Annotated in this window: 2 protein-coding genes; both read right to left on the bottom strand. The window is 57.7% G+C overall.

All coding sequences use genetic code 11. From position 1 onward, the window contains the following. Nucleotides 1–776: 776 nt before the first annotated feature. Nucleotides 777–1,439, bottom strand: a complete 663-nt coding sequence (locus ACZ4SV_RS36350) for an N-6 DNA methylase (RefSeq protein WP_049451765.1) — start codon at nucleotides 1,437–1,439, stop codon at nucleotides 777–779. After that, nucleotides 1,432–2,220: a DNA methyltransferase family protein gene (locus tag ACZ4SV_RS36345; RefSeq protein ID WP_146256385.1), complete on the bottom strand. Its 789-nt coding sequence runs from the start codon at nucleotides 2,218–2,220 to the stop codon at nucleotides 1,432–1,434. The genes ACZ4SV_RS36350 and ACZ4SV_RS36345 overlap by 8 nt, the downstream gene beginning before the upstream one ends. Between the last annotated feature and the right edge of the window lie 132 nt (nucleotides 2,221–2,352).

Below are 2,352 nucleotides of genomic sequence, written 5' to 3'. Positions count from 1 at the left end.
AACGGCGTCGCCATTGGCCTCCCCGCCCTTGACAGGGCCAGTCTTCGACTTACTCTTCATGTTGTAATCCCTAGTAGTAAACGCCCCGGTTCGCACCCGGGGTTTTTTATGCCGCTTGACTGGGGCGATGCACCCACTCTTGAAGCGCCTGACGCATGGCCTCGGAAGGGGTTTGCCCACGGGCCACCGCCGTCTCCTCCACCAACGCCTTAAAACTTTTGCTGACCCGGGCCTTCAACAACTCATCCCGTGCGGTCTTTTCGCGTTTCGTCTTCACTGCCTGCTCCGTTTCTTGATTTGTGGTCCTGTTGTGGCCACAAATCCATCTAAGCAGGCTTTACGGAACTGGCAAGGGCTCGCGCCAACGGATGTTCGTTTCTGCTTTCGATGCTCCAGAAACACTTGAAAGTGTGAAATACCTCAAGCATCAGCCTGGGAGGTAGCAAGTGCTTGTTACCCACTTGTTACCCTTCAAACCCTTATGTTTACTGGGGGTAACAGGTGGTAACAAGGTAACAAGTGGTTTAAGAGATCCACGCAAGAAAAATCCACTCACCGCTCACAACATCCATGCATACACCCATCGGGAGCTCGCGATCCACCCGTTACCCTGTTACCCCTTGTTACCTCCTTATGGGACAAGGCTTTCACGGGTAACAAGGGGGTAACAGGTGCTTGTTACCTGTTAGGAAAAACAAGAGCAAAAGCGGCTTGAAGCAAGAGCCGGCGGCTGCTCGCCGCCGAGTCTTGAAGAGGGAAAGGCGGGCCTCCGGCCTCTACTCGTAGAGGTGGAAGCGGGACCAAAACCCGGGGCGCCTGGGACCGATCAGTTCGTTCCCCACCGTGACTTTGACCGCCCCAAGCGGCAAGAAATGAAACGTTTGATTCGCGTGGATCTGCAAAGCCGTCATCGCTGCGCACAACGGATCGATGTCCCCCGCCAGCACCAGGATTTTTTCGCTTGGAAGGTGTTTCTGTTGACTCCTGATCGCGGCAAGGGCAAGCGAACCCGCGCCGCAACAGCTGTCGTAGACCTTGGCTCCGCTCCCACCAGGCCGATGCCTGGTGGCAAGGGTTTGAACCAGATCGAGAAGATCGCCGGGAGTGAAAGACTGACCCAGCCCTTCCCCACCCTTCCTGGCCAGCAGCTCGGCATGGACCCGTCCCAGGACATCGTCAAACGGCCTGCTTGCGAAGACCGCTTTGATGTAAGCGTTGATGGCTGCTACCACTTCAGGCGCTTCTTCGACATTTTTTTTCAAGGGTCCAAAAGCAAGGACTTTGGTGTCGAGGTGACCCTTGGTGTCTGCGTGGATATGTGCCATTGACATCAGTGCGTGCTGAACGAACGTTTCGAATGCAACCCGCGGATTCCACGGCTTGCCAGGAGTGGAAGGGATGGCGCGGATGGCCTTCACAAGGTTGGCGACCTCATTCATCGTTGGCCGCCCCCATGTCAGCGCCCGTCACCCGGTTGGCCTTCTCGAGCCGGATCTCCTCATCCATGGCGATGAACCGATCTCGCGTGAGAGACCAAAACACCACCCGCGTTTCCAGGTATTGAGTGATGATGTCTTTGCACTCGACCACCACGCGCCCGATGGGCATCCGCCAGATCAACTGGTTTGACAGCAACTGAAGTGCGGTCATCGCAGCACACAACGGATCGCGGTCGTTCGCTTTCACGGTAAGCCCCCGAAGGGCCTTCGAATCCTTCCCGGCCAGTTCGTGAAGCTTCACAAGCAACAGCGTGCCGGCTCCGCAGGTGGGGTCACCCATGGGCCACTCGTCTTTTTGAGGCGCTTGAGCAAAGGCGTTCATCGCCCTCGCCAAGCCCCAAGGGGTGAAATGTTGAGCGTCGTTCTTTTTCCCTGACCACACCAACTCATTAAACAATCGGCCCAGGATGCATTCGAACGGCTCGAAGGTTTCCACTGCGCCGCCGTAGGCCTGGCCCGCTTCGTGGCACCAATCCTCGCTTCCTTGCACGTCAGTCCCAAGCAGCGTCAAGTCACACCAGGCGACCAAGGGCCCAAATCCCCGGGTGAACAACTCCTCGGCCTGATTGATCACGCAAACCTTCAGCGCAAACGCGGTGAACTTGCGCATCTTTTCCCTGGGCGATTCCCCGGGGATGGCTTGGATAGCCTTCAACAACCGCTGGTAAGCATTGTTGCGGGGATCGGTCGGCTTTGCCTTCTTCGAAGTGCCCTTACTCATCGTTGGCCGCCCCCACGTCAGCGCCCACCCCAGAACTCACCCGGGCAAAGTCCAGCTCCAGGAAACATCCGCGGATCTGCCCCTCCCTGACCGCCCGCTTCAAGCGACGGGCGCCCTCCTCGCCGTAGGCAA

It is taken from the genome of Streptomyces sp. NPDC027672, assembly GCF_055566335.1.
This window is presented reverse-complemented; position numbering and strand designations above follow the sequence as displayed.